Here is an 18,721-nt window from a genome sequence, read left to right on the forward strand (position 1 = left end):
GTACATGCCAAACTACGACGTTGTGATTATCGGGGGCGGGATCGCCGGCTTGTCGCTCGCCCATTTCCTGAGCCCGCATCGTTCCGTCGCCGTCCTGGAACGGGAGGAGGCGCTCGGCTATCACAGCACCGGCCGCTCGGCCGCCGAGTTCGTGCTCAGATACAACGCGCCGGAAATCTGCAAACTCGCGACGATATCGAAAGCCTTTTTCGATCGGCCGCCGGAAGGCTTCAGCGACGTGCCGCTGTTAAGGCAACGCGGCGGCGTGATGATCGCGGGTGCCGGGAAACTCGACCGATTTGAAAAGATGCTCGCCGAAGAACGCGAATTCACACCTGAAATCGAACGGCTCACGAAGGACGAGGCGCTTGCCCGCGTTCCGATCCTCAAGCCCGACTATGTCGCAGCCGCCTTCCACGACCCGAATTTCTGGGACATCGAGGTCGAGAACCTGCTCCAGGGCTACGTCAAGGGCGCCCGCCGCAACGGCTGCGACATCCTGGAGCGCCATGAAATCCTCGCCGCTCGGCATCATGGATCGGGCTGGCTGCTGGGCACGGCGGCCGGTGAGATCGGAGCCAGGATCGTCGTCAACGCGGCCGGTGCCTGGGCGGACCCGGTTGCTGCGGTCTTCGGCGTAAGGCCGAGCGGCATCGTTCCACATCGGCGCACCGCCATCACCGTTGACCTTCCGGCAGGCATCGATGCAGCAAAGCTTCCTGAAATCAACGAGATAGATGAAGACTTTTACATGAAGCCCGAGGGTGGGAGGCTGCTCGCCTCGCCCGCCGACGCCACGCCCTGCGAAGCATCGGACGTACAGCCGGAGGAGATCGACGTCGCCTGGGCCGCACACTACGTCGAAGAGGCGACAACGGTCCCGGTAAGAAGAATCGTCAAGAGCTGGGCGGGTCTGCGCAGCTTTTCCCCTGACCGGCTGCCGGTCATCGGTTTTGCGCCAGGCTGCCCGGATTTCTTCTGGCTGGCCGCCCAGGGAGGCTACGGGATTCTCACCTCGCCTGCGCTGGGCGCTCTGGCGGCTGCCCTTCTGCGCGACACCGCACCGCCCGCAGCCTTCCGGGCCGAAGAGCTCGATCCCCGACAGTTCGACCCGCGTCGCCTGCCGAGCTGAAGCAATTTTGCGAGCCGGACCGCAATCGCGGTAAATTCCGAAACCACAGGCCACAATTCCATTTATCGTCTTCGAGCTGCCGTCTTGCGACTGAGGAGCCGTTCCTGACATCGATCAGGCTGCCCACGTTCGCATCGTTCGCGAAGTGCCGATCCTTTCGGTGTTCAAGCTCTCAACGAAATCACCCCGGAAAGGCGCGCAGCGAGGAAGGTTCCCCGGGCCTACTGTGCAACGGCCACAAAAGATCTGCGTCTGCGCGCACAATGTTGAACTCCGTTAAATCCGAGCTCTTAGGCGGCGCCATGGGCGAAGCTCCGGGGGCGATCAGCCGCTGATCGGACAATGGAAACGTGTGGCAGTTCAATTTTCGATTGACAGCCACCGCTTATCCAATATTCTTTTATAAGAACACATATAACATAATAGTGGAACAAGGGGAACTTCAACGTGAAAAAGGTGACTGCACTTCTACTGGGAACTGCACTGACAATCCTTCCTTCCGGCCTTCTCGCTCAAGAAAGGGGCGGCATCGTCAATGTCGCCACGATCGGTGAGCCGCCGACGCTTGATCCGATGTCATCGACGGCCGATCTCGTCGGTATCGTCACGCAGCATATTTTCGAGACCCTCTACACATTCGACAAGAACTGGAACGTCACGCCGCTTCTGGCCGATAGCCTGCCGGACATCAGCGCCGACGGTAAAACCTACACAATCAAGCTGCGTACCGGCATCAAATTCCACGATGATACGGACATGACATCCGAGGATGTTGTCGCCTCTCTTGCTCGCTGGGAAAAGATTGCCTCGCGCGGCAAGCAGGCAGCAGGCTTCATTGCTTCCATCGAAGCTGCCGATCCGGCAACGGTGAAGATCACCCTGACGCAGCCCTACGCGCCGCTGGCGTCCCTGCTCGCCTTCAACAATTCGGCAGCCATCATCATCCCGTCGGAAAAGCAGGATGACGTGATGAAGGACTTCATTGGTACAGGTCCCTACATGCTCAAGGAGCGCAAGGCCGACCAATATATCCAGCTGACCCGTTTCGAGGGCTACAAGTCCCGGGACGGCGAGAGCGATGGCTACGGCGGCGCTCGACACCAGTATCTCGACGAAATCCGCTTTGTCCCCGTTCCTGATCCGAACACGCGCGTCGAAGCTGCAGTATCGGGCCAGTATGACTATGTGGATTCCATCCCGGTCGAATCTTTCGACAAGGTCAAGGCTTCGGCCTCGACGCAGCCGATCATGCTCAAGCCGTTCGGCTATCCGGTTTTTGTCTTCAATACGGCCGAGGGGCTGAACAAGGACGTCGCCGTGCGCAAGGCCATCCGCCAGGCGCTCAGCATGGAAGACATGATGGCTGCGGCCTTCGGCAGCCCGGACTTCTTTTCCCTCGATGGCGCGATCTACCCGGAGGCCTATTCCTGGCATACCGAAGCGGGCACTGACGGAGCCTACAATGTGGCGGACCCGGAAGGCGCGGCGGCAGCGCTGAAGTCCGCCGGTTACAATGGCGAGCCACTGCGGATTCTCACCAGCCGCCAATATGAATTTCATTACAAGATGGCCCAGGTCGCGGCGGAATATCTCAAGCTTGCCGGCTTTACCGTCGATATGCAGGTGGTCGACTGGGCAACGCTGACGCAGCGCCGGGCCGATCCCAAGCTTTGGGACGTCTATATCACCCACAGCCCGTTCCTGCCGGAGCCGGCTCTGATCGGCTCGCTTTCGACCAGTTCGCCGGGCTGGTGGAACACCCCTGCCCGCAAGGCAGCCGTGGATGCATTCACTTCTGAGGTCGATCCAAACAGGCGTGTCGCGCTCTTCGCCGATGTCCAAAAAGCGATCTATGACGACGCGGCCTTCATGAAGATCGGTAATTTCAACGCGGTGGCTGCCAAGTCGACAAAACTGGAAGGCGTCGATCCGGCCCCTTGGCCATTTTTCTGGAACGCGTCGATTACGAAATGATCATTCCTCAGTCGGAGACATCGGCTCGCTCGAGCCGGTGTCCTTTACAGACCTGCGCGCTCTCCGGAGCATGAGGATCAGGCTTTCATGATACGGTATATTCTCCAGCGCCTCTTCGGCATGATCGTCGTGATGTTCCTTGTCGTCACGATCGTCTTCGTGATCGTACGGGTGACGCCCGGCGATCCGGCAGCGGTCATGCTCGGGCCGGACGCCAGCGCCCAGGATATTGCGGAGCTGCGCATACGGCTGGGCCTCGACCGTTCGCTGGGCGTTCAATACATCTATTATATGGGTCAGCTGCTGAAGGGCGATCTCGGCCAATCGATCTTCCTCAACATGCCGGTCGCATCGGCCCTGCTCGAGCGGGCCGAACCGACCTTTTTCCTTACGGTGTTCTCGCTGCTCATCGCCAGCGCCATCGCCTTGCCGATCGGGATCTATGCGGCCTATCGGCGTGGTTCGCTCTTCGACCAGGCAGCAACAGCGCTGGCGATGCTGGCTGCCAGCATTCCGAGCTTCTGGCTTGGCCTGATCATGATGCAGGTCTTTGCCGTCCGTCTCGATCTGTTCCCCGTGTCGGGCTACGGCGGACCGGGATCGACGTTTGCTGAGCGGATGCATCATCTGACGCTGCCGGCGTTTGCGCTCGGCATCGTCTCCTCGGCGCTGGTCCTGCGCTTCACCCGCGCCTCGATGCTCGATGTGCTCGGAGATGACTATATCCGGACTGCCCGCGCCAAGGGTCTGATCGAGCGGCGTGTCATCCTCAAGCATGCGTTGAAGAACGCGCTGGTTCCGATCCTCACGGTGATCGGCCTGACTGCGGCGGTTCTCGTCTCAGGCGCCGTCGTGACCGAGACCGTGTTCGGCCTGCCCGGCGTCGGCAACCTGGTGGTATCCGCCGTGCTCCGGCGCGATTATCCGGTCATCCAGGGGGCGCTGCTGGTCATTGCCGCACTCTATGTCCTGATCAATTTTGCCATCGACATGCTCTACCTGCTGGTCGATCCGAGGGTGCGTTACTGATGACAGCAATCGTCTCGAAACCGGCGCTCAGCGAGCGCAACAAATTCATCCGGCGCCTGCTGAAGCGCAAGACCGTGGCCTTCGGACTGATCGTTCTGACGATCTTCGTGCTGCTTGCCATCTTTGCCCCGCTGATCGCGCCTTATTCGCCGTCAAAACTGTCCATCGTCAACCGGTTGAAACCGCCGGGCGGCACGTTCATCTTCGGTACCGATGAGTTCGGCCGCGACGTGTTTTCGCGGACCATCTATTCGGCGCGGCTGTCATTGCTGGTCGGCGCCGCCGTCGTGACATTGTCCGCGATCATCGGTGTGACGCTCGGGCTGATCGCCGGATTCTTCAAGCAATTCGATGCGCCGATCGCCCGTCTGATTGACGCGATGATGGCCTTTCCGGACATTCTTCTCGCCATCGCGCTTGTGGCCGCACTGGGGCCATCGCTGACCACCGTCATCATCGCGCTCAGCATCGTCTACGCGCCGCGCCTGGCGCGTATCGTCCGTGCGTCGACCCTGGTGATCCGCGAGCTTCCCTATATCGAGGCCGCCCGGGCGCTTGGCATTTCGACGCGCCACATCATGACGCGGCATGTGCTGCGCAACCTGCTGTCGCCGATCCTCGTGCAGGCGACATTTCTCTTTGCGAGCGCCATGCTGGCCGAAGCGGGACTTTCGTTTCTCGGGCTTGGCGTCAGCCCGGAAATCCCGACCTGGGGCACGATGATCTCCGCCGGCCGGCAATATATCGGCCAAGCCGACTGGATGACGCTGTTTCCTGGCTTCGCCATCATTCTCTCCGTGCTGTCGCTGCAGATGGTTGGCGACGGATTGCGCGATCTTCTCGATCCAAGGCTTCGAAAGGACTTATGAAACATGTCTTATCGATATGAGGCGAAGGGGCCTGTGCTCCTCGCCAATGTCAAACCCATTGCCTTCGGCGCCAGCACACCAAACGGCCCGATCGATATCCTGATCAATGCTGACGGCCGCATTGCCGAAGTCGGCCCGTCGCTTGCCGTATCCACTGAGGTGCAGCGCATCGATGGCAACGGCGCGTGGATCTCGCCCGGCTGGATCGATCTGCACGTGCACATCTGGCACGGCGGCACGGATATTTCCCTGCGCCCGTCCGAATGCGGCGCGGAGCGTGGCGTCACGACCCTGGTGGATGCCGGCTCTGCCGGCGAAGCCAATTTCCATGGTTTTCGCGAATATATCATCGAGCCGTCGCGCGAGCGTATCAAGGCTTTCATCAATCTCGGCTCCATCGGTCTTGTCGCCTGCAACCGCGTGCCGGAACTCAGAAGCATTCAGGACATCAATCTCGACCGCATTCTTGAGGTCTACGCCGAAAACAGCGAGCATATTGTCGGCATCAAGGTCCGAGCGAGCCACGTCATCACCGGATCCTGGGGCGTGACGCCGGTGAAGCTCGGAAAGAAAATCGCCAAGATCCTCAAGATACCGATGATGGTGCATGTCGGTGAACCTCCGGCGCTCTATGACGAAGTGCTGGAAATCCTCGGCCCAGGCGACATCGTCACCCATTGCTTCAACGGCAAGGCCGGCTCGAGCATCATGGAAGACGAGGATCTGTTCGATCTCGCCGAGCGATGTGCCGGCGACGGTATCCGGCTGGATATCGGCCATGGCGGGGCGTCCTTCTCGTTCAAGGTTGCCGAGGCGGCAATCAAGCGGGGTCTTCTGCCATTCTCTATCTCGACCGATCTGCACGACCACTCGATGAACTTCCCGGTCTGGGATCTGGCGACGACCATGTCAAAACTGCTGGTGGTCGGCATGCCGTTCGACAAGGTGGTGGAGGCAGTTACTCAGGCGCCGGCGTCCGTTATCAAGCTGCCGATGGAAAACCGCCTCACCGTTGGCGAGCGGGCCGATTTCACCGTTTTCGATCTGGTCGATGCCGATATCGAGGCGACCGATTCGAATGGTGACGTCTCGGTGCTCACCCGCATTTTCGAACCGCGCTATGCCATCATCGGCGCGGAAGCTGTGTCAGCCAGCCGCTATATCCCGCGCGCGCGAAAACTCGTGCGTCACAGCCACGGCTATTCATACCGCTAAGCCGGGGCCACTCTCATTTTACAGGACACAGGAGTTCGCGTGAACAGTTCCACGGCAACCGCCGCCGACAGGACGGGTTCGCCTGCCGACCGGCTGACGTCGCTCGGCATCGTGTTGCCGCCCCCCCCGCCGCCGATAGCCAATTTCGTGACGCATGTGCGCGAAGGCAATCTGATCTATCTTTCCGGCCAGGGTCCGCGTGAGGCCGATGGTTTCATGCATACCGGCAAGGTGGGACCGGGCGGCGTCGATGTCGCCGATGCCTATAGCCACGCGCGACTGACAGGCATCAACCTGCTGGCCGTCCTGCAGGAGGCACTGGGAGACCTTTCCCGGGTACGGCGCGTCGTCAAGCTGCTCGGCATGGTCAATGCGACACCAGACTTCGAGGATCATCCCGGCGTCATCAATGGGTGCTCGGACCTTTTCGTCGAGGTCTTCGGCGATGCCGGGCAGCATGCCCGGTCCGCGGTCGGCTTCGGGTCGTTGCCCGGCAATATCACCGTCGAGATCGAAGCGATCGTCGCCCTGCACGGTTAAGAAAAAGCATGTCAGTGACCGCGCCAGCCCATCAGTTTTTCGATCCTGTCCGCGGAAGCGCGCGCATGCGAAGTGTAATGCGTTTCGTCGGAAAAGGCCTTCTGCTCCGGCAGAACGATCGAGATGGTCGCGACGCACCGGCCATCGCGGTCGCAGATCGGCGACGCGATGCAGGCAACGGCATAGTCGGATTCGCCCGCCTGAATGGAAAGTCGCGCCTTCATCGCGTCCACGGCCGCGGCAGACAGCTTGGCCGGATCGACATCGGCGCGTCCGGTCGGCGAGGAGCGGGCGCATCGCCTGAAGAGCTCGAGCCGCTCATCGTCCGGCAGATGACCCACCAGAAGCCGGCCGGACGCGGTCCAGTTCAGCGGCACACGGGTTCCAACGCGCGAGGCGACCTGGAAATGGCTTGGACCTTCCGCCATCGCAAGCACCAGCATATGGTCGCCGTCACGGCCACAAAGCTGGACGGTTTCACCGACCTGGCGACAGAGATCGTGCATTTCATGGGTGGCGACACTCATGAAATCCAGCGAGCGGGCATAGGCAAGACCGAAGTGGTAAAGCCGCGCTCCAAGCCAGATCAAGCCATCGGCACCGCGCGTCAAAAGGTTCTTTTCTACCAGATCATCGACAATCACGTAGACCGTGGAAAGCGGCGCGCCAATTGCCTTGGCAATAGCATAGGCACTACAGGGCGCGCCGGTCTCGTAGAGGTGATCAAGAACCTGCAGGGCCCGGTCTATGCCGCTGACCCGAGAGCGTTTTCCGCTTTTCACGCTGTCCTCATCGATCACGGAAATGGGGTGGATTTTGGCGTTCAAGACACGAACTCACATGATGATTTTGGACTGTTATTACATTGTAATGGCATAGCTGTCGATGATTGGAAGGCAATCCCCTCCGTTTTCGGCCGCAATAATTTCGGAGAGCACAATGCCCAGTGAAGACATTCGCACATCCCTCGGACTGCGTCCGGTCATCAATGTTTCAGGCACGATGACAAGCCTGGGGGCATCGATCGTGGTTCCGGAAGCGATTGCCGCTATGACATCCATCCTGCCGCAATTCGTCGAGATGAATGACCTGCAGCGAAAAGCAAGTGCCGTGATCGCGCGGCTGACCGGCGGCGAAGCCGGTTTCGTGACGGCATCGTGCGCGGCAGGCATCACCCTTGCCATTGCCGGAACCATCACCGGCAGCGACCTGCTCGCCATCGAGAAACTGCCCAGCGTCAGCACAGAAAAAAATGAGATCCTTGTGCAGATGGGCCATATCGTCAGTTACGGCGCGCCGGTCGATCAGTCCATTCGTCTGGCGGGCGCCAAGACCGTGATGATCGGGCAAGCGACCTCGACCCATCGGTACCACATGGAGAACGCGATCACGGAAAAGACGGCTGCGGCCCTTTACGTCGTCTCGCATCACGTCGTGGACTACGGCCTTTTGAAGCTGACGGAATTCGTGGAAATCGCCCACGCGAAATCAGTGCCCGTCATCGTTGATGCGGCATCGGAATACGATCTGCGTAGCTTTCTCGAGCAGGGAGCGGACATCGTGCTTTATTCCGGTCACAAATTTCTGGGCGGCCCGACTTCCGGCATCGTGGCTGGTAGGAAGGACCTCGTGCGCAACGCCTTCCTTCAGAATATGGGGATTGGGCGGGGCATGAAAGTCGGCAAGGAGAGCGTCTTCGGCCTCATGGCGGCCCTGGAAGCCTGGGAAAAGCGCGATCATGACGGTATCCGCGCCCGCGAGACCAGCTATCTCCATCTCTGGCGCGACACGCTGGAGAACCGACCAGGCGTCACAGCGCTGATCGAGCCCGATCCGACCGGCAATCCACTCGACAGGCTGCGGGTGATCGTGAGCGCGCACGAAGCCCATATCACGGCGTGGGATCTTGCCGCTGCGCTGGCGCGCGGTACGCCGCCTGTCATCGTGCGCGACCACGAGGTCGAGCATCACTACTTCTACCTCGATCCCTGCAACCTGCATCCGGGTCAGGAGACCATCGTTGCCAACCGTCTGGCCGAGGAACTCGACAAGGCCAGCGCCTCGAACGACATCATCGCCACACCGCTGGAAAACCGCAGCAAGCACCGTTTCGATGGCGCACTGCGCTGGCCGGATTGAACCGACGGCTGAAACCGAAGAAGGATCCCGACATGGCAACCCTCCCCGCCCTACAAACAGAACCCGTGCCGCCGATCTTGTCCGTGGAGAACCTGACGACGTCGTTCATCGTCGACGGGGAGTGGAGGTCCGTTGTGCGGGATATGTCGTTCACGGTGGCCCCTGGCGAGACCGTGGCGATCGTCGGAGAATCCGGCTCCGGCAAGAGCGTCACCTCGCTGTCGGTCATGCGACTGCTCCCGGCCGATACCAGCCGTATCGCGGGAAGGGTCGTGCTCGACGGCCGCGATATTCTGCAACTGCCTGAGACCACGATGCGGCAGGTGCGCGGAAACGATGTTGCGATGATCTTTCAGGAGCCTATGACAAGCCTCAACCCGCTCTTCACCATCGGCGACCAGATCTCCGAAGCGCTTCTCTGCCACTCGCAGATGAGCAAGCGGGACGCCAGGGCCGAGACCATCCGGTTGTTGGAAAAGGTGCGCATTCCATCCGCCGCCTCCCGTTTCGATGAATATCCGCACCGGTTTTCGGGTGGTATGCGCCAGCGCGTAATGATTGCCATGGCACTTGCCTCACGACCAAAGCTGCTGATTGCCGACGAGCCGACGACAGCACTTGACGTCACCATCCAGGGACAGATTCTCGATCTCATCAAGACGCTGCAGGAGGAAGAGGGAACCTCCGTGCTCTTCATCACGCACGATATGGGCGTCGTTGCCGAAATTGCCGACCGGACGGTGGTAATGTATCGCGGCGAGCAGGTGGAATCAGGCCCAACGAGCGATATCTTCTTCCGCGCCAGACACCCGTATACGCGAGCGCTTCTGTCCGCCGTTCCTGTCCTTGGCTCGATGGGCGGCAGGGATCGGCCCATGCGCTTTCCTGTCGTCGATACGGCGACCGGGCTCTCCGATATTCCGGTCGAGACGGCAGATACGGTTGCACTCGGGAAACGCCCGGTGCTCGAAGTCAGGAACCTCACCAAGCATTTCGACATCCATTCCGGCCTGTTCAGCCGCTTGAGTGGCCGCGTCCATGCGGTCGAAAACGTTTCCTTCGACCTCCATGCCGGAGAGACTCTATCTCTGGTCGGTGAATCCGGTTGCGGCAAGTCGACGACCGGCCGTGCGATTATGCGCCTGATCGAGCCGCAGGCCGGCTCCGTTCTGGTGGATGGAACCGAGATCTTGACGCTTGATGCAAGCGGAATGCGCGAGATGCGCAAGACGGTCCAGATGATCTTCCAGGATCCTTTCGCGAGCCTCAACCCACGCATGCGGATAGGTGCTGCAATCGCCGAACCCTATCTCGAACACGAGATGGGAACCGCCAAACAGGCACGTGATCTGGTGGCCGATCTCCTGGTCAAGGTCGGACTGACAGCCGACATGGCTTCGCGCTACCCGCACGAGTTTTCCGGAGGCCAGCGTCAGCGCATCTGTATCGCCCGGGCGCTGGCGCTCGATCCGAAGGTGATCGTCGCCGACGAGAGCGTCTCGGCTCTCGACGTTTCGATCAAGGCGCAGGTGATCAATCTGCTGCTGGATCTGCAACAGAGCCTCAATCTTGCTTTCCTCTTCATTTCCCACGATATGGCCGTCGTCGAGCGCGTCAGCCATCGCGTTGCAGTCATGTACCTTGGTGAAATCGTTGAGGTCGGCCCTCGCGCTGCGGTCTTCGGCAATCCGCAGCACGCTTATACGAAGAAACTGATTTCCGCGGTGCCGGTCCCCGACCCGGATCGCCGCCGTGGAAAGGGCCAAATCGGCAATGAGGAGATAAAAAGCCCGATCCGTCCGGTCGATTACAAGACTGTACCAATCCAGTACCACGAGGTTTCGCCGGGGCACTTTGTCGCCGCGTGATCTCGACGCAATGATTGGCCCTCTCCTCGCATCAGGCTGTTTCCCGAGGATTCGTCTATGACGTGCCCAGCTCGGAGTTCGAACGAGGTCCTTTGCTGCACGTCGGAAAGCTACGGCTTCGGCACCGACCATTCCGCACTTCCGCTGCCGTTCGATCCGCGGCTGGAAGCCGACCTGCGCTGCAGGCTGCGGGGGTGACGGATGTCACCTGTCACGATGACTTCGGCCGGTGCGTTCGAGGTTCATGAACCGCACCCGTGCACTGTTACAGAACCTACACGAAACTGACACTGCGCCTTCATGAAGCGCGGATATGGCAGGGTCATACCGATGATCGGTCTCCCCGAAAGAGGAAGCTGCCAATGTTTCAGTTGAAGAACGTAACCCGCCAGTTCGGCAAGAAGACAGCCGTCAGCTCGGTTACCTTCGACATTCCACAGGGCCAGATGGTTGGCATTATCGGCCGCTCCGGCGCCGGCAAGTCGACACTCCTGCGCATGATAAACCGTCTGGTGGACCCCTCCTCCGGCTCGATCGAATTCGCCGGCGTACAGGTCTCCTCGATCAGGGGCGCGGCCCTGCGCGAGTGGCAGCGCGACTGCGCCATGATCTTCCAGCAGTTCAATCTGGTGCCTCGCCTCGACGTGTTGACCAATGTTCTCCTCGGGCGGCTCAACCATCGATCCACCGTACTGAGCGTCCTCAACATGTTCAGCCGCGAAGAGCGCATCATGGCGATCGGTGCACTGGAGCGTCTGGGGATCGAACAGACCGCCCTTCAGCCGGCCGGCACGCTCTCGGGTGGACAACAGCAGCGCGTCGCAATCGCCCGCGCGCTGATGCAGCAGCCGAAGATGCTGCTCGCCGATGAGCCGATCGCGTCGCTCGACCCGCTCAACGCCAAGATCGTGATGGACGCGCTGCGCGACATCAACGAGCGCGACGGCATCACCGTGATTACCAACCTGCATACACTCGATACCGCGCGGAACTATTGCGAGCGGATTATCGGCATGGCGCATGGTCAGGTCGTCTTCGACGGACAGCCGAAGGACCTGACCGCCGCCGCGGTCGCGGCGATCTACGGCGCGGAAACGGCGATCGAGGAGTCGATGACCTCGACCAGCATCAACATCCCCGCGGAAGCACCGCAGGAAACAGCATCGGCCGGCTTGAAGCCGCTGGCACTGGCCGGCCCTTAAGGTCCGCCGCGATCGAATGCCCGCGTCAAGGGCGCCTTTTCGAAACCGAGAAAGACCCGGCGCGTCCGGGAAACGGGAGAACGAACCCAATGCTTAAAAAAGCTCTTCTGAGCGCGGTCGCGCTTTTCGCCCTCGTCGGCCACGCACAGGCCGAAGACCTGAAGGAATTCCGCGTCGGCATCATCGGCGGCGAAAACGAAGCCGACCGCCTGCGCAACTACCAGTGCCTCGTCGATCAGCTCCCGGCAGCCATCGGCGTCGAGAAGGTCTCCCTCTTTCCGGCGGCGGACTATGACGGCGTGATCCAGGGCCTCCTCGGCGGCACGCTCGATTACGCCGAACTCGGCGCCTCCGGCTATGCCAAGATCTATCTCGCCAAGGCTGACGCCGTCGAACCGATCCTGACGACCGTCCAGACCGACGGCTCCACGGGCTATCATTCGATCATGGTCGCCCGCAAGGACTCCGGCATTACAAAGCTCGAAGACCTGAAGGGCAAGAAGCTCGGCTTCGCCGATCCGGACTCGACCTCGGGCTATCTCGTTCCCCTCGTAACGCTGCCGGAAGCGATCGGCGCGCCGATCAAGGAATATTTCGGTGAAACCGGCTTCGGCGGCGGCCACGAGAACCTCGTGCTTGAAGTCGTTAAGGGTACCTTCGATGCCGGTACGACCTTCGGCTCGGGCGTCGGCGAGTTCAAGGACGGCTACACCTCGGGCAACCTGCGCAAGATGGTCGACAAGGGTATCGTCGACATGAACGACCTCGTCGAACTGTGGAAGTCGCCGCTGATCCCGAACGGCCCGATCGTCGTGCGTTCCGCATTGAACGACGACATGAAGGCCAAGTTCAAGCAATTCATGATGGATCTGCCGAAGACCGACGCCGCCTGCTTCTCCGCCATCCAGGGCGGCGACTTCACCGGTTTCGTCGAGGTCAATAGCGATTTCTACAAGCCGATCATCGATGCCCGCAAGGCGACGATCGGCGGCTGATTGCCGAACGCATCATCCTGCGCCGGCCGCCAAGCTGCGGCCGGCGTTCGACTATCGGGGCAGCTGCAGCCGCCCGCTCCCGGATCGTCTCGATCAAGCGATCCTACTTTTTGAAACGACGCACTTCCTCTTCCCGGAAGCGCTCTAGAGGCCGGCCCCTTGCCGGAAACCCAATGGCCACTTCCGTGTCAACACGACACCTCAGCGAGAACGGCGCCCTTATCGAGCGTCACTGGCAGGAGCTCAACAATCGCCGGCGTCTCTATACCTGGCTCGGTCTCGCATTTCTCGCGTTGACGCTTGTCAGTTCGCTCTGGTTCGCGAACGAGTCGAACGCGGGCAAGTTCTTCGACCGGCTGCCGCACTTCTTCGATTTCGTCGGCCATCTCATGCCGCGCGATCCGATAGAGATCGTTCGCGCCCTCTTCGATCTGCCTTCACCCTATGACGACGGCAGCTTCAAATACAATTACCCGGAGGGCCGCCTCTACCTGACCGAGAGCATCTACATTCCGGAATATGTGCACAAGATGCTGGAGACCGTGAACATCGCCATCTTTTCGACGGTTATCGGCGTGTTCTTCGGCTTCATCCTGTGCTTCCTCGCCGCGCGAAATCTGATGCCCAATCCCTGGATCAGGGGCATCGTGCGCCGGCTGATGGAAATCCTGCGCGCCTTCCCGGAAGTCGTCATCGCCGGCTTTTTCCTGGCAATCCTTTCGCTTGGGCCTATTCCCGCCATCGCTGCGGTCTCGATCCACACGATCGGCGCGCTCGGCAAGCTGTTCTTCGAAGTGGTCGAGAATGCCGACATGAAACCGGAGGAAGGTCTGCGTGCCGTCGGCGCCAACTGGATCGAGCGGGTCTGGTTCGGCATGGTCCCCCAGGTGCTGCCCAACTTCACCAGCTATTTTCTGCTCCGGCTCGAAATCAACGTGCGCGCCTCGACGATCATCGGCGCCGTCGGCGGGGGCGGCATCGGCGAACTCCTGCGCCTGTCGATCGGCCAGGGCCATGAAGCAAAGACGCTCGCGATCGTCCTCCTGCTCTTCGCCACGATCTTCGCAGTCGATCAGTTCTCCGCTTGGCTTCGCCGCCGCCTCGTCGGCGACCAGGCCTTTCAGCTTGCGCAATAGGACCGCCTCATGATTGCCTCGACCAACCTCGACGCGCGCGAAATGGAAGCTATCGCCGCGCGCCACCCGCATCTTCTGCAGTCGTCGGCCGCCAAGCGGCGCAGCAAGGCATTGATAACGGCAGGCGTCGTTCTTTACATGATCTTCAGCTGGTGGTTCTTCTCGATCGGGCACGTGCTCGCCAACGCCAATTGGGGAATTGCCGGCATCTACCTCGCCGACTGGGTTTCCTACGAAGTCCGGCCGGAGATCGCCATCGCACCCGATGGAGCGATGAGCATCTCATACGGACGCAATTCGCCGCTTGGAGACAATCCGAGCCCGGAATGGGTCACGCTCGAAAAAGAGACGGTCACGCGCACCGTTGATACGTCGACGGCCCCGAAGCAGGCCCCGAAGCCGAAGAGCGCCTCCTCTTTCAGCTTTATGACGCCGAACGCGGCGCGCGGCGGCGATACGAAGTCAGCGCCACAGGAAGAGGTCGTCACGACCCGCACAGAGGAGGTCGTCACGCACGCGGTGGTGAATTACGACCGCTCGACCCGCATCGAAGTTGCCGAAAAGCTCGTCACGGTCACGCATGCCGGCGAAACGCTCCGACTGAAGGTCGACGGCGCGGACACTGTCACGCCTGAAGGTGCCCTTCCCTCCTGGGCCGTCCAGAAACGTCCGGGCGAGAAGGTGACGCTGTCCTTCGGCGCCACCGGCTGGGCCCAGGTGGAGGGCGACGAGGTCTCCATCCGCAATCGCTTCTTCGGCTGGGTGAATTTCCTCTTCGACACCAACTCGCCCTTTTTCGGGAAGTCCTACAGCGACGTTGCCTCCTTGATCGTCTCCGGAGAACGGATCGATCCGGCGCGCTCAAACCTCTCGCTTGCCTGGAACAACATCCTCTACAATGCGGAATGGCAGCATCTGGATGTTTGGACCAAGCTCCTGCAGACGATCGTCATGGCTTTCGTCGGAACGCTCTTCGCCTCCTTCATTGCTTTCCCGCTTTGCTTCCTCGCGGCGCGCAACATCACGCCGAGCCGACTCACCAATCAGTTCGTGAAGCGCTTCTTCGACTTCCTGCGGTCGGTCGACATGTTCATCTGGGCGCTGTTCTTCACGCGCGCCTTCGGGCCTGGACCGCTCGCGGGCATCTCGGCGATCTTCTTCACCGACACGGGCACGCTCGGCAAGCTCTACTCCGAAGCCCTCGAGAACATCGACGACAAGCAGCGTGAGGGCGTCAAATCGGTCGGCGCCGCGCCGGTCGCCGTGCAGCGCTTCGGCGTGCTGCCGCAGGTCCTGCCGATCTTTGCCAGCCAGGCTCTCTACTTCTGGGAGTCGAACACGCGTTCGGCCACCATTATCGGCGCCGTCGGCGCCGGCGGGATCGGCCTGAAGCTGTGGGAGGCGATGCGCACAAATTCGGATTGGGAAAATGTCGCCTATATGGTGCTGCTGATCTTGATGGTCGTCTTCGTTTTCGACAGCATTTCCAATCTTTGCCGATCGCGTCTCATGGGCCGTACACGCTAGCGCGCGTTGAGATTCATTTTGAGTTTGTGACGGCTGCTGCGAGATGGATAATGGCGTTGAAGCTCTGGTCGGTCTTGTCGGCATGATGCGCTTGAATTCCTTGAGTACCGATCGTGCGCCACTGCATGTTTCCATTGATCGTAGCCGATCAATGGACAAAAACATGCAGCAGATCGTCTCATAAGACGCGCGGCGCTGTAGGAACTTTTCGGAGGACTGCAATCTCTCCTTTACCTCATCCCTGTGCTCGTCACAGGGATCCAGCAGCGCCGCGTCTGCGGCGCGGAAGAGCCTTTCCAGCCCAAGGACTTGGTCTGGCTGGATTCCTGTGACAAGCACAGGAATGAGGAACCGGGGATGATAAGGAAAAGTGTGTGCGGTTTTCCGCCCGCTCATGATTTCAGGTTGTTCCGACCTAAAATCATCGTGGTCTAGAAACGGACCGGCCGATTCGGATAATGATGACTGATTCCGATCACTGGCGCGGGAGCAGGCGAAGCTGCAAACAAATCCATCCCGCTCCCAACCGATTTGCGTTCTGGGCCGATGTCATCATGATGTTGTCATGCAAATCGGCTAGCTGCGCATTTCATCCCGGAAACCGTCGACTCGGGGCAACTGCGTCGAAGCGACTGATGAAGAAAGTGTGAATTCGTGCGCTATGCAATCTACTTCGCGCCGCCGTCCGATGACCGGCTGTCGCAGACCGCTTCCCGTTGGCTGGGACGCGACGCGTTCACCGGCGGCGCCCTGGACTGCCCGGAAAATCCGGCAGTAGGACGTGAAGAGCAGATGGCATTGACGACCGAGCCCCGCCGTTACGGCTTCCACGGGACCCTGAAAGCACCGTTCGAGCTTACCTCCGGCCGCGGTGAAGCCGACTTGATCGCGGCTTTCGACGAGTTCGCCGCGGAGATCGAGCCGTTCGAAGTGCCGGAGATCGCCTTGCATCAGATCGGCCCCTTCTTCGCGCTCGTCTCGGCCGATCCTTGCCCGCCTCTGCAGCGCCTTGCGGAGCAGGCGGTTCGCCGTTTCGAGCCATTCCGGGCGCCGCTTTCGGAAGCCGATCTCGCCCGCCGCAATCCGGACAGGCTTACGCAGCGTCAGCGCGAGTACCTGGCGGCATGGGGCTACCCATACGTCTTCGAGGAGTTCCAGTTCCATCTGACGCTGACTGGGCCGGTGCCGGAAGACATGCAGCGGCCCATGAGAAAGGCGCTTGAAACGGTCTTCGCCGAATTCATCGGCAAGCCGCTTGCCGTCTCGACGATTGCCCTTTTCGCCGAAGAGCGCCGCGGCGCTCCTTTCACCGTCCATTCCCTGCTGCCGCTTGGCGGCGCATCCGAACGAAAGATTGCATGACATGCCCAAAGAACAGATTTTGACCAACGCCCGCATCGTTCTGGAGGACCGGATCCTCGACGGTTCGGTGCTGATCCGCGACGGCAGGATCGCCGACATCTCCGAAGGGGCGAGTGCCACGGGCGAGGATTTCGAGGGTGACTACCTGCTGCCCGGGCTCGTCGAACTGCACACCGACCATCTCGAGGCGCACTATTCTCCGCGCCCCGGGGTTCGCTGGCTGAAGATCGCGGCGATCCAGGCTCATGACGCCCAGGTCGTCACCTCCGGCATCACCACAGTCTTCGATTGTCTGCGCCTGGGCTCGGACGAGGACAGCGGCTTTCCGAAGGGCGAGATGCGCAGCATGGCCGATGCGCTCGCCCAGGCCAAGCAGGAGGGCCGTTTGCGGGCCGATCACCTGATCCATCTGCGCTGCGAAGTGTCGACCGCCGACGTGCTGGAGCACTATGAGGATTTCCGGAACGATCCGCAGGTTCGTCTCGTCTCTCTGATGGACCACGCTCCCGGGCAGCGCCAGTTCCAGACCATGGATCAGTACATAATCTACTACAAAGTCAAACGCGGCCTTACCGACGAAGCCTTTGCCGCGTTCATCGACCGCCAGCAAGCGCTATCGGCGCGCTATGCGACCCCTCATCGCATCGCGCTCGCGAAAGCCTGCGCCGAGCGGGGCATTACGGTCGCCAGCCATGATGATGCGACGCTCGAGCATGTGGACGAGTCGATCGGCTACGGCATCCGGCTCGCGGAGTTCCCGACGAGCTTCGAGGCGGCCGAAGCCTCCCATCGCGCCGGTCTCAGCGTATTGATGGGGGCGCCCAATATCGTGCGCGGCAAATCGCATTCCGGCAACATCGCCGCGCGTGATCTCGCCGAGCGCGGCGTTCTCGACGTGCTTTCTTCGGATTACGTACCTTTCAGCCTCATCCATGCGCCGTTCATTCTGGCAGATGAGGTCGACTCGATCGACCTCCCCCAGGCCATCGCGATGGTGACGGCAACGCCGGCGCGCACTGTCGGGCTCGAAGATCGCGGCCGGATCGCCGTTGGGCTCCGCGCCGACATCGCGCGCGTCCGCCGGCCGGAGGGAATACCGGTCGTCCGCTCGGTCTGGCGCGAAGGACGGCGTGTCGCATGACCGCCGATCGGGGATCCGGAACGCTCATCGTCGTCGTCGGTCCGAGCGGTGCGGGCAAAGACAGCGTCATGGGTTTTGCCGCCCGCCATTTCGCGCAGCGGCCCGATATTCTCTTCGTCCGGCGGGCGATCACACGACCGTCGGATGCAGGCGGCGAGGTGCACGAAAGCGTGTCCGACGCCGAATTCGAGGAGATGAGCCGGAGCGGCGCTTTCGCCGTTTCGTGGCAGGCGCATGGGTTGAGCTACGGCATCCCGGCGGAGATCGCCGAAAAGATCGCCAGAGGCATGACCGCGATCGTAAACGGCAGCCGTGCCGCCCTCCCGGCCATTCGTCAGGCGTTCGGTACGATTGCCGTTGCGGTGATCACCGCCGAGCCGCCGGTGCTGGCGAAGCGGCTGGCCGAGCGCGGCCGCGAGAGCGAGGAAGACGTGTTGCGCCGCCTGACGCGGCAGGCACCCGACGTCATCGCCGATCCCGACGTAACGGTGATCGACAACAGCGGCAGGCTTGATGTGGCCGGCCGGCAATTCGTCGCGCTGGTCGAGCGCCACTCGGCCAAGAGCCATCACCCTGCCTGAAGAAGGGGCGA

General features: G+C 61.1%; 16 protein-coding genes. 15 read left to right on the forward strand and 1 reads right to left on the reverse strand.

Translation table 11 applies throughout. From position 1 onward, the window contains the following. Positions 1 to 4 precede the first annotated feature (4 nt). The 6 genes from AC5J09_RS07945 (at position 5) to AC5J09_RS07970 (ending at position 6,759) form a co-directional block, all read left to right on the forward strand. A complete protein-coding gene (locus tag AC5J09_RS07945; protein ID WP_494297344.1) occupies positions 5 to 1,132 on the forward strand; it encodes an NAD(P)/FAD-dependent oxidoreductase in 1,128 nt (375 codons plus the stop codon). Positions 1,133 to 1,588: 456 nt separating this feature from the next. Further along, positions 1,589 to 3,106 (forward strand): ABC transporter substrate-binding protein, encoded by a 1,518-nt coding sequence (locus AC5J09_RS07950; RefSeq protein ID WP_494297662.1) that lies wholly within the window; start codon positions 1,589 to 1,591, stop codon positions 3,104 to 3,106. Between the two features lie 87 nt (positions 3,107 to 3,193). Continuing rightward, positions 3,194 to 4,135, forward strand: a complete 942-nt coding sequence (locus tag AC5J09_RS07955; protein ID WP_198516622.1) for an ABC transporter permease — start codon at positions 3,194 to 3,196, stop codon at positions 4,133 to 4,135. Continuing rightward, positions 4,135 to 5,004 (forward strand): ABC transporter permease, encoded by an 870-nt coding sequence (locus tag AC5J09_RS07960; protein ID WP_324763629.1) that lies wholly within the window; start codon positions 4,135 to 4,137, stop codon positions 5,002 to 5,004. The genes AC5J09_RS07955 and AC5J09_RS07960 overlap by 1 nt, the downstream gene beginning before the upstream one ends. A 3-nt stretch (positions 5,005 to 5,007) precedes the next feature. Then, positions 5,008 to 6,219 carry an amidohydrolase/deacetylase family metallohydrolase gene (locus tag AC5J09_RS07965; RefSeq protein WP_100670175.1) on the forward strand — a complete coding sequence of 404 codons (1,212 nt, stop codon included), beginning with the start codon at positions 5,008 to 5,010 and terminating at the stop codon, positions 6,217 to 6,219. A 39-nt stretch (positions 6,220 to 6,258) separates the two neighbouring features. Further along, complete coding sequence (locus tag AC5J09_RS07970; protein ID WP_275599201.1) at positions 6,259 to 6,759, forward strand: RidA family protein; 501 nt, start codon at positions 6,259 to 6,261, stop codon at positions 6,757 to 6,759. Between the two features lie 11 nt (positions 6,760 to 6,770). On the opposite strand, the gene AC5J09_RS07975 is transcribed toward AC5J09_RS07970, so the two are convergent. After that, a complete protein-coding gene (locus AC5J09_RS07975; RefSeq protein ID WP_100670173.1) occupies positions 6,771 to 7,586 on the reverse strand; it encodes an IclR family transcriptional regulator in 816 nt (271 codons plus the stop codon). A gap of 112 nt (positions 7,587 to 7,698) precedes the next feature. Here AC5J09_RS07975 and AC5J09_RS07980 point away from each other — a divergent pair, with 112 nt between their 5' ends. From AC5J09_RS07980 to phnN, 9 genes are all read left to right on the forward strand, one after another. Beyond that, on the forward strand, positions 7,699 to 8,898 hold the full coding sequence (locus tag AC5J09_RS07980; protein ID WP_494297345.1) for an aminotransferase class V-fold PLP-dependent enzyme: 1,200 nt from the start codon (positions 7,699 to 7,701) through the stop codon (positions 8,896 to 8,898). Positions 8,899 to 8,930: 32 nt separating this feature from the next. Further along, the gene (locus AC5J09_RS07985) at positions 8,931 to 10,766 is read left to right on the forward strand and encodes an ABC transporter ATP-binding protein (RefSeq protein WP_494297346.1); all 1,836 of its coding nucleotides are present in this window, start codon (positions 8,931 to 8,933) and stop codon (positions 10,764 to 10,766) included. A 362-nt stretch (positions 10,767 to 11,128) separates the two neighbouring features. Next, positions 11,129 to 11,968 carry a phosphonate ABC transporter ATP-binding protein gene (gene phnC / locus AC5J09_RS07990; RefSeq protein WP_100670170.1) on the forward strand — a complete coding sequence of 280 codons (840 nt, stop codon included), beginning with the start codon at positions 11,129 to 11,131 and terminating at the stop codon, positions 11,966 to 11,968. A gap of 89 nt (positions 11,969 to 12,057) precedes the next feature. Further along, positions 12,058 to 12,963, forward strand: coding sequence for a phosphonate ABC transporter substrate-binding protein (phnD, locus tag AC5J09_RS07995; RefSeq protein ID WP_100670169.1), 906 nt, complete (start codon positions 12,058 to 12,060; stop codon positions 12,961 to 12,963). A gap of 173 nt (positions 12,964 to 13,136) precedes the next feature. Then, a complete protein-coding gene (gene phnE / locus AC5J09_RS08000) occupies positions 13,137 to 14,099 on the forward strand; it encodes a phosphonate ABC transporter, permease protein PhnE (RefSeq protein WP_100670168.1) in 963 nt (320 codons plus the stop codon). A 9-nt stretch (positions 14,100 to 14,108) separates the two neighbouring features. After that, on the forward strand, positions 14,109 to 15,626 hold the full coding sequence (phnE, locus tag AC5J09_RS08005; protein WP_494297347.1) for a phosphonate ABC transporter, permease protein PhnE: 1,518 nt from the start codon (positions 14,109 to 14,111) through the stop codon (positions 15,624 to 15,626). A 654-nt stretch (positions 15,627 to 16,280) separates the two neighbouring features. Beyond that, the gene (locus AC5J09_RS08010; protein WP_102762528.1) at positions 16,281 to 16,988 is read left to right on the forward strand and encodes a DUF1045 domain-containing protein; all 708 of its coding nucleotides are present in this window, start codon (positions 16,281 to 16,283) and stop codon (positions 16,986 to 16,988) included. 1 nt (position 16,989) lies between these two features. After that, a complete protein-coding gene (locus AC5J09_RS08015; protein ID WP_494297348.1) occupies positions 16,990 to 18,129 on the forward strand; it encodes an alpha-D-ribose 1-methylphosphonate 5-triphosphate diphosphatase in 1,140 nt (379 codons plus the stop codon). After that, positions 18,126 to 18,710 (forward strand): phosphonate metabolism protein/1,5-bisphosphokinase (PRPP-forming) PhnN, encoded by a 585-nt coding sequence (gene phnN / locus AC5J09_RS08020; RefSeq protein WP_018098395.1) that lies wholly within the window; start codon positions 18,126 to 18,128, stop codon positions 18,708 to 18,710. The genes AC5J09_RS08015 and phnN overlap by 4 nt, the downstream gene beginning before the upstream one ends. Positions 18,711 to 18,721: the final 11 nt, after the last annotated feature.

It is taken from the genome of Sinorhizobium sp., assembly GCF_059070375.1.

Bases quoted from the DNA above. Each gene is read 5' to 3' on its own strand.
- AC5J09_RS07945 (WP_494297344.1), top strand. From the start codon at position 5: ATGCCAAACTACGACGTTGTGATTATCGGGGGCGGGATCGCCGGCTTG.
- AC5J09_RS07955 (WP_198516622.1), top strand. From the start codon at position 3,194: ATGATACGGTATATTCTCCAGCGCCTCTTCGGCATGATCGTCGTGATG.
- AC5J09_RS07960 (WP_324763629.1), top strand. From the start codon at position 4,135: ATGACAGCAATCGTCTCGAAACCGGCGCTCAGCGAGCGCAACAAATTC.
- AC5J09_RS07965 (WP_100670175.1), top strand. From the start codon at position 5,008: ATGTCTTATCGATATGAGGCGAAGGGGCCTGTGCTCCTCGCCAATGTC.
- AC5J09_RS07980 (WP_494297345.1), top strand. From the start codon at position 7,699: ATGCCCAGTGAAGACATTCGCACATCCCTCGGACTGCGTCCGGTCATC.
- AC5J09_RS07985 (WP_494297346.1), top strand. From the start codon at position 8,931: ATGGCAACCCTCCCCGCCCTACAAACAGAACCCGTGCCGCCGATCTTG.
- phnC (WP_100670170.1), top strand. From the start codon at position 11,129: ATGTTTCAGTTGAAGAACGTAACCCGCCAGTTCGGCAAGAAGACAGCC.
- phnD (WP_100670169.1), top strand. From the start codon at position 12,058: ATGCTTAAAAAAGCTCTTCTGAGCGCGGTCGCGCTTTTCGCCCTCGTC.
- phnE (WP_100670168.1), top strand. From the start codon at position 13,137: ATGGCCACTTCCGTGTCAACACGACACCTCAGCGAGAACGGCGCCCTT.
- phnE (WP_494297347.1), top strand. From the start codon at position 14,109: ATGATTGCCTCGACCAACCTCGACGCGCGCGAAATGGAAGCTATCGCC.
- AC5J09_RS08015 (WP_494297348.1), top strand. From the start codon at position 16,990: ATGCCCAAAGAACAGATTTTGACCAACGCCCGCATCGTTCTGGAGGAC.
- phnN (WP_018098395.1), top strand. From the start codon at position 18,126: ATGACCGCCGATCGGGGATCCGGAACGCTCATCGTCGTCGTCGGTCCG.